The 7721-nt window shown below is 59.6% G+C and carries 8 protein-coding genes; all 8 read right to left on the minus strand.

Translation table 11 applies throughout. From position 1 onward, the window contains the following. On the minus strand, window positions 1-2663 hold a 2663-nt coding region (gene dnaE, locus OQK_RS05390; protein WP_038861112.1), incomplete at its 3' end, for a DNA polymerase III subunit alpha. 76 nt (window positions 2664-2739) lie between these two features. Further along, on the minus strand, window positions 2740-3366 hold the full coding sequence (gene rnhB, locus OQK_RS05395) for a ribonuclease HII (protein ID WP_016771466.1): 627 nt from the start codon (window positions 3364-3366) through the stop codon (window positions 2740-2742). 11 nt (window positions 3367-3377) lie between these two features. Beyond that, window positions 3378-4508, minus strand: a complete 1131-nt coding sequence (gene lpxB, locus OQK_RS05400) for a lipid-A-disaccharide synthase (RefSeq protein ID WP_016771467.1) — start codon at window positions 4506-4508, stop codon at window positions 3378-3380. 2 nt (window positions 4509-4510) lie between these two features. Next, window positions 4511-5287 (minus strand): acyl-ACP--UDP-N-acetylglucosamine O-acyltransferase, encoded by a 777-nt coding sequence (gene lpxA, locus OQK_RS05405; protein ID WP_016771468.1) that lies wholly within the window; start codon window positions 5285-5287, stop codon window positions 4511-4513. Continuing rightward, a complete protein-coding gene (gene fabZ, locus OQK_RS05410; protein ID WP_016771469.1) occupies window positions 5284-5724 on the minus strand; it encodes a 3-hydroxyacyl-ACP dehydratase FabZ in 441 nt (146 codons plus the stop codon). Before fabZ ends, lpxA begins: the two co-directional genes overlap by 4 nt. Before the next feature lie 106 nt (window positions 5725-5830). Beyond that, on the minus strand, window positions 5831-6886 hold the full coding sequence (gene lpxD / locus OQK_RS05415; RefSeq protein WP_016771470.1) for a UDP-3-O-(3-hydroxymyristoyl)glucosamine N-acyltransferase: 1056 nt from the start codon (window positions 6884-6886) through the stop codon (window positions 5831-5833). Window positions 6887-6889: 3 nt separating this feature from the next. After that, a complete protein-coding gene (locus OQK_RS05420; protein ID WP_003222140.1) occupies window positions 6890-7393 on the minus strand; it encodes an OmpH family outer membrane protein in 504 nt (167 codons plus the stop codon). Between the two features lie 45 nt (window positions 7394-7438). Further along, on the minus strand, window positions 7439-7721 hold a 283-nt coding region (locus OQK_RS05425), incomplete at its 5' end, for a BamA/TamA family outer membrane protein (RefSeq protein ID WP_157221896.1).

Here is a 7721-nt window from a genome sequence, read left to right on the forward strand (position 1 = left end):
GCGCCGCTGCGAATCAAGCCATCAAGAGTTCGTTTGTTGATGCGCTTGAGGTCGACCCGCGCGCAGAAATCGAACAGATCCTTGAACGGACCGGCCTGACGCGCTTCGGTGATCGCTTCCACCGGACCTTCACCGACGCCTTTGATCGCGCCGAGGCCATAAACGATACGGCCGTCGTCGTTCACCGTGAACTTGAACTCCGAAGTGTTCACGTCCGGCGCGTCGAGGCGCAGCTTCATCGTCCGCACTTCTTCGATCAAGGTCACGACCTTGTCGGTGTTGTGCATATCCGCCGAGAGTACCGCAGCCATAAACGGCGCCGGGTAGTGAGCTTTCAGCCAAGCGGTCTGGTAGGACACCAGGCCGTAAGCGGCGGAGTGGGATTTGTTGAAGCCGTAACCGGCGAACTTTTCCACCAGGTCGAAAATGTTACCGGCAAGATCCGCGTCGATCCCGTTGGTCGCGCAACCCTCAATGAAACCGCCGCGCTGCTTGGCCATTTCTTCAGGCTTTTTCTTACCCATCGCTCGACGCAGCATGTCCGCACCGCCGAGGGTGTAACCGGCCATGACCTGAGCAATCTGCATCACCTGTTCCTGATACAGGATGATGCCATAAGTCGGCGCCAATACCGGCTTGAGCCCGTCGTACTGGTAGTCCGAGTGCGGATACGCCAGTTCGGCGCGACCGTGCTTACGGTTGATGAAGTCGTCCACCATGCCCGATTGCAGCGGGCCCGGACGGAACAGTGCCACCAGTGCGATCAAGTCTTCCAGGCAGTCAGGCTTGAGCTTTTTGATCAGCTCTTTCATGCCCCGGGATTCAAGCTGGAACACCGCCGTGGTTTCGGCTTTTTGCAGCAACTGGTAGGTCGGCTTGTCGTCCAGCGGAATAAAAGCGATATCCAGCGGCGGCTCGTTGACCTTGGCGCGGTCGCGGTTGATGGTTTTCAACGCCCAGTCGATGATCGTCAGGGTCCGCAGGCCAAGGAAGTCGAACTTCACCAGACCGGCGGCCTCAACGTCGTCCTTGTCGAACTGGGTTACCAGACCGTCACCGGCCTCGTCGCAATAGATCGGCGAGAAGTCGGTCAGCTTGGTCGGCGCGATCACCACACCACCGGCGTGTTTGCCGACGTTACGCACCACGCCCTCGAGTTTGCGCGCCATCTCCCAGATTTCCGCTGCTTCTTCATCGACCTTGATGAAGTCACGCAGGATCTCTTCCTGCTCGTAGGCTTTTTCCAGAGTCATGCCGACTTCGAACGGAATCATCTTCGACAGACGATCCGCCAGGCCATAGGACTTGCCCTGCACCCGCGCCACGTCACGGACCACAGCCTTGGCGGCCATGGAACCGAAGGTGATGATCTGGCTCACCGCGTTGCGGCCGTATTTCTCGGCCACGTAATCGATCACCCGGTCACGGCCGTCCATGCAGAAGTCGACGTCGAAGTCGGGCATGGAAACCCGTTCCGGGTTGAGGAAACGCTCGAACAGCAGGTCATATTCCAGCGGGTCGAGGTCGGTGATCTTCTGTACGTAAGCCACCAGCGATCCGGCACCCGACCCACGGCCCGGACCTACCGGTACGCCGTTGTTCTTGGCCCACTGGATAAAGTCCATCACGATCAGGAAGTAACCGGGGAAGCCCATCTGGATGATGATATCCAGCTCGAAATTCAAACGGTCGACGTAGACCTGACGCTTGGCTTCGTAGTCTTCGGTGGTGTCCTTGGGCAGCAGCACCGCCAGGCGTTCTTCGAGCCCTTCGAAGGAGACCTTGCGGAAATATTCGTCGATGGTCATGCCATCGGGGATCGGGAAGTTGGGCAGGAAGTGTGTGCCCAGCTTCACATCAATGTTGCAGCGCTTGGCGATCTCGACGGTGTTTTCGATGGCGTCGGGAATATCGCTGAACAGCTCGAGCATTTCCTCGGCGCTTTTCAGGTATTGCTGATCGCTGTAATTCTTCGAACGACGCGGGTCATCGAGGGCGCGGCCTTCACCGATGCACACACGGGTTTCGTGGGCGGCGAAGTCTTCCTGCTTGATGAAGCGCACATCGTTGGTCGCCACCAGCGGCGCGCCAAGCTTGTCGGCGAGGGCGACGGCGCCGTGCAATTGTTCTTCATCATTGGGACGGTTGGTGCGCTGGATTTCCAGATAGAAGCGATCCGGGAACACCGCCATCCACTCGCGTGCCAGCGCTTCGGCTTCCGCCGGGTTGCCGCCGATCATGGCCATGCCGATCTCACCTTCTTTGGCGGCGGACAGCATGATCAAACCTTCGTTGGCCTCGGCCACCCACTCGCGCTCGACGATGACCATGCCGTTGCGCTGGCCTTCGATGAAGCCGCGCGAGATCAGTTCGGTGAGATTGCGATAACCCTGAGCGTTCATCACCAGCAGGCTGAGGCGGCTCAGCGGCGCATCCGGGTCCTTGTTCGCCAGCCACAGGTCGGCGCCGCAGATCGGCTTGATGCCAGCGCCCATGGCGTTTTTATAGAACTTGACCAGGGAACACATGTTGTTCTGGTCGGTGACCGCGACCGCCGGCATGTTCATGGCGGTCAGCGCTTTGACCAGCGGCTTGATCCGCACCAGCCCGTCGACCAGGGAGTATTCAGTGTGCAGGCGTAGATGAACGAATGAAGCCGGCATAGTGATCCTGTCCAGTTACATAGAGACAACGAGGCCCGGATTGTACCGGGCCTCGAATAAAACATCAGCCTTGCGCCTAAACCTGCGTCAGGCTTTCCCGCGCCTCGTAGGCCAGGCGTACCGGGGCGAACGAGCGGCGGTGAATCGGCGTCGGGCCGAGCCGCGCCAGTGCTTCCAGATGAACGGGCGTCGGGTAGCCTTTATGGCCGCCGATGCCGTAGCCCGGATAGATCAATTCGAACGCCGCCATTTCGCGATCACGACTGACCTTGGCCAGAATCGACGCCGCCGCGATCGCCGGCACCTTGCCGTCGCCCTGAATCACCGCCTCGGCACGCATCGGCAAATGCGGGCAGCGGTTACCGTCGATCATCGCCAGCTTCGGCTGAATATGCAGACCGGCAACCGCGCGCTGCATGGCCAGCATGGTTGCGTGGAGGATATTCAGATCGTCGATTTCTTCGACTTCGGCGCGAGCAATGCACCAGCTCAGCGCCTTTTCGCAGATCTCGTCGTAGAGCTTTTCGCGCTTGGCTTCGGTGAGTTTTTTCGAGTCATCGAGGCCGAGGATCGGCCGGTTCGGATCGAGAATTACCGCAGCTGTCACCACCGCACCGCACAACGGACCACGACCGACTTCATCGACACCGGCGACCAGTTCTTCGACTTCGGCTACCAGAGTGAAATCCAGGCCCATTTGCATGCTTGTCTTGCTCATTGTGTTTTGCCGATCAGGTCAAGGACGGCTTGCGCCGCCTGATTGGAAGCATCTCGCCGCAGCGTGCGGTGGATCTCGTCGAAACCGCGGGTCTGTTCATCACCACCATCGATCAAGGGCGACAGTGTCTGCGCCAAGGCTTCGACAGTCGCATCATCCTGCAACAACTCCGGCACCAGCAAGCGCTGAGCGAGCAAGTTGGGCAGCGACACGTACGGGCTCTTGACCATGCGTTTGAGAATCCAGAACGTCAGCGGCGCCAACCGATATGCCACCACCATCGGCCGCTTGTACAGCAGCGCTTCAAGGGTAGCAGTGCCAGAGGCGATCAGCACGGCGTTGCACGCGGCGAGGGCCAAGTGGGATTTACCGTCGAGCAAGGTTACTGGCAAATCCCGGCCAGCCAGCAAGGCCTCGAGTTGCACCCGGCGGTCCGGGTTTGCACAAGGCATGACAAAGCGCACGCCCGGACGCATGGCGCGCAGACGTTCGGCGGTGTCGAGGAACAGCGCGCCGAGGCGACTGACTTCACCGCCACGGCTGCCCGGCATCAACGCCACCAGCGGACCGTCGGGCAAACCCAGCTCGGCGCGGGCAGCGGCGCGATCGGCTTGCAGCGGAATGGTATCGGCCAAGGTGTGACCGACGAAACGCACCGGCACGCCTTTCTCTTCATAGAATTTCGCTTCGAACGGCAACAGGGTCAGCATCAGATCGCAGCCTTCGCGGATCTTCAGCACCCGTTTCTGCCGCCATGCCCACACCGACGGGCTGACGTAATGCACGGTCTTGATCCCGGCCTGACGCAGCTTGAGTTCGATATTGAGGTTGAAATCCGGCGCATCGATGCCGATGAACACGTCCGGCTTGGCGGCGATCAGTGTGGCAATCAGCTCTTTGCGGCGTTTGAGTAACTCACGCAGCCGACCAAGTACTTCGACCAGGCCCATGACCGACAGGCGCTCCATGGGGAAGTACGAGGTCAGGCCTTCGGCCTGCATCAGCGGACCGCCGACGCCGATGAACTCGACTGCCGGGTGCTGAGCCTTGAGCGCACGCATGAGGCCGGCGCCGAGAATGTCACCGGAAGCCTCACCCGCCACCAGCGCAATACGCAGATTGGCCATGATCAGCGGGTGATGCCGCGTGTCGATGCCTGGATCGAATCGCGGAACACGGCGACTTCAGGGAACTGCGCAGACGGTTCTGCCAGCTCGGCCAGCGCCTGTTCGACCGTCAGGCCCTGGCGGTAGACCGTCTTGTAGGCACGACGCAAAGCGTGGATCGCGTCTTCGCTGAAACCGCGACGGCGCATGCCTTCGAAGTTCATGCTGCGCGCTTCGGCGGGGTTGCCGAATACGGTGACGAACGCCGGTACGTCCTTGCCGATCGCCGTGCCCATGCCGGAAAAGCTGTGGGCGCCGATGTGGCAGTACTGATGCACCAAGGTGAAACCGGAGAGGATCGCCCAGTCGTCAACGTGTACATGCCCGGCCAACGCAGTGTTGTTGACCAGAATGCAGTGGTTGCCGATGACGCTGTCATGGCCGATGTGGGCATAGGCCATGATCAGGTTGTGATCACCCAGGGTGGTTTCCGAACGGTCCTGCACGGTGCCACGGTGAATGGTCACGCCTTCACGAATGACGTTGTGGTCGCCGATCACCAGGCGGGTTTCCTCGCCTTTGTACTTCAGATCCGGGGTGTCTTCGCCTACCGAAGAAAACTGGTAGATGCGATTGTGCTTACCAATGCGGGTCGGCCCCTTGAGGATCACGTGCGGCCCGATCACGGTACCCTCGCCGATTTCCACACCTGCGCCGATGATCGACCACGGGCCGACCTCGACGCCGTCAGCCAGAACGGCGGACGGATCGATGATTGCGCGAGGGTCAATCAAACTCATACTTTCTGTTCCGCGCAGATGATTTCTGCCGAGCAGACCGGCTTGCCGTCCACCGAAGCCTGGCATTCGAACTTCCAGATCTTGCGCTTGCAGCTGATGAATGTCGCTTCAAGGATCAACTGATCGCCCGGCTTGACTGGCTGGCGGAAGCGCAGCTTGTCGGAACCGACGAAGTAATACAGGGTGCCGTCGGCCGGTTTGACGTCGAGCATCTTGAAACCGAGGATCCCGGCAGCCTGAGCCATCGCTTCGATGATCAGCACGCCCGGCATGATTGGATGCGCAGGGAAGTGACCATTGAAGAACGGTTCATTGATGCTGACATTCTTGTAGGCGCGAATTCGCTTGCCTTCAGTGTCCAGTTCCACCACCCGGTCCACCAGCAGGAACGGGTAACGGTGAGGCAGGTATTCGCGAATCTCGTTGATGTCCATCATTTCAGGGGAAAGCCTATGTAAAGATTGGGAGCGCGACTGACGCGCACTCCTCTAGCAAATCAAGGAGGCAGTCCAGAGGCTGTGCACACTTGATATGGAAATGGTATCAGCCATCAGATGAAGCATTACCGTCAGGGGTCACTTCCCCAACGCGCTTTTCCAGCTGTTTCAACCGTCGCGCGATGTCATCGAGCTGACGGATGCGGGCCGCGCTTTTGCGCCATTCGGCCGCCGGTTGCATGGCTGTGCCGGAAGAATAGGCGCCCGGCTCGGTAATCGAGTGAGTCACCATGGTCATCCCGGTCAGGAAAACGTTGTCGCAAATATCAATGTGGCCGACCAGACCAACACCGCCGGCGAGCATGCAGTGCTTGCCGATTTTGGTGCTGCCGGAAATGCCGACGCACGCGGCCATGGCGGTGTGATCACCGACCTGGACGTTGTGCGCGATCTGAATCTGGTTGTCGAGCTTCACACCGTTGCCGATCACAGTATCGGCCAGAGCGCCGCGGTCGATGGCGGTGTTCACGCCGATCTCGACATCGTCGCCGATGGTCACGCCACCGATCTGGGCGATTTTCTGCCAGACGCCTTTTTCGTTGGCGAATCCGAAGCCCTCACCGCCGATCACTGCGCCGGACTGAATAACCACACGCTTGCCGATGCGCACATCGTGATACAGCGTGACGCGCGGAGCGAGCCAGCCGCCTTCACCGATTTCGCTGCGCGCGCCGACTACGCAATGCGCGCCCAGCGTGACCTGTGCAGCGATGCGTGCACCGGCTTCGATCACCACGAACGGACCGATGCTGGCACTCGGGTCAACCACCGCGTCCGCCGCGATCACCGCTGTCGGATGAATCCCGCCAGCCGCTTTTGGCTTTGGATCGAACAGATGCGAAATACGTGCATAGGCCAGGTAAGGATCGGGCACCACCAGGGCATTACCGGCAAAACCCTCAGCGTCGGCTTCCTTGAGCAGCAGTGCAGCTGCTTGAGAACCGGCCAGGTATTTGCGGTATTGGGGATTTGCCAGAAAGCTCAACTGAGCTGGGCCAGCCTCTTGCAAAGTGGCTAGCCCAGTAATTTGCCTCTCGGGGTCGCCACGCAGGGTGGCGCCGAGGTGCTCGGCCAACTGGCCGAGCCTGATAGTCACGGTCATGGGTTACTTCAGCTGATTCATGCGCTCGATAACCTGGCGCGTGATGTCGTACTGAGGTTTGACATCGATGACTGCGCCACGCTCGAACACCAGGTCAAAACCACCCTTCTTGATGACTTCTTCCACAGCGCTGTCCAGTTTCGGCTTCAGCTGCTTGAGCATTTCACGGTCGGCAACGGCTTTGGCTTCGTTCAGCTCCTTGGACTGGAACTGGAAGTCGCGGGCCTTTTGCTTGAATTCCAGCTCCAGACGCTCACGCTCGCCCTGCTGCATTTTGTCGCCACCGGCCATCAGACGGTCCTGAATGCCTTTGGCGCTGCTTTCCAGGGTTTTCAGCTTGGTCAGTTGCGGACCGAACTTCTTCTCGGCATCCACGGCGTACTTCTTCGCCGCGTCGGATTCCAGCAGTGCCATCTGATAGTTCAGCACGGCAATTTTCATGTCGGCGAACGCCGGGCCTGCCACCAGTACGGAGGCCAGGAGAACCAATTGAGTCAACTTACGCACGATGCACTCCTACAAAATCCATTGTCGTTATCTTGGGTCAGACGCTTAGAACGTCTGGCCGAGGGAGAATTGGAACACTTGAGTTTCAGCGTCATCCGGTTTCTTGATCGGCATCGCCAGGGCGAAGCTCAATGGCCCCAGTGCGGTGACCCAGGTCACGCCGACACCGACGGAACTGGCCATGTTGCTCAGGCTGATGTCGTTGCACTTGGTGTTGGACGACGAACCATTGGCGTTCGTAGTGTCCTTGCACTGCGAGTCAAAGACGTTACCGACATCCCAGAAGACCGAAGTACGCAGGGAACGCTGATCCTTGACGAATGGCAAC

This window comes from Pseudomonas sp. R62 (assembly GCF_000257605.1).
GTDB classification, from domain to species: Bacteria; Pseudomonadota; Gammaproteobacteria; order Pseudomonadales; family Pseudomonadaceae; genus Aquipseudomonas; species Aquipseudomonas atacamensis.